The 710-nt window shown below is 41.7% G+C and carries 2 tRNA genes and 1 rRNA gene; all 3 read right to left on the reverse strand.

The features are described from left to right. Positions 1–299: 299 nt before the first annotated feature. Positions 300–373: transfer RNA gene (locus tag E4F24_RS07730), tRNA-Ala, on the reverse strand. 70 nt (positions 374–443) lie between these two features. Continuing rightward, positions 444–520, reverse strand: a tRNA-Ile gene (locus tag E4F24_RS07735). Positions 521–640: 120 nt separating this feature from the next. Next, positions 641–710: ribosomal RNA gene (locus E4F24_RS07740) — 16S ribosomal RNA — on the reverse strand; the annotation flags it as partial.

The raw sequence follows: 710 nt of genomic DNA on the forward strand, positions 1-710 counted from the left end.
AGCCTAGGCATCCCCCGTGTGCCCTTATTTACTTTCTTCTCAGACATAGCCCTTTTGCTACTATGCTGATGCTTTGATATATATACTCGTAATACTACCTCTATAACAGTTCGGCCTTGACCGAGGGGCCGTTATAAAAATCAAACGCATTACAGTATTGTCTCTACTGTTGTCTTCTCTTGTGTTTTCTTTCTTTCAATATGTCAAAGAACTCTTTTTCCGGTAATCACATAATAATAAACAAATGATTTATGTCGCCATATACTCATCTATATACTAAATAATTCATACCAAAAACGTGGAGAATATCGGAGTCGAACCGATGACCCCCTGCGTGCAAGGCAGGTGCTCTAGCCAGCTGAGCTAATTCCCCTTTTTAGATGTTAGATATTTGATGTCAGATACAGATGTAACATCTCTTATCTTTCCTCTCAAATCTACCTTGGTAGTCCCGAGCAGATTTGAACTGCTGACCCCTACATTATCAGTGTAGTGCTCTAACCAACTGAGCTACGGGACTAGCTTATCTCTCTTCTCGGTAACCTATCCCTAACGGGGTGGGCACTTTCTTCTGTGTCTTTTCTCTTTACTAAGTAATAACCATGTAATAACGTAACGAGTACCGGTATCGGTTCTCTAGAAAGGAGGTATTCCAGCCGCACCTTCCGGTACGGCTACCTTGTTACGACTTAGCCCCAATTATCGGTTTT

This window comes from Sphingobacterium lumbrici (assembly GCF_006476045.1).
Lineage (GTDB): Bacteria > Bacteroidota > Bacteroidia > Sphingobacteriales > Sphingobacteriaceae > Sphingobacterium > Sphingobacterium lumbrici.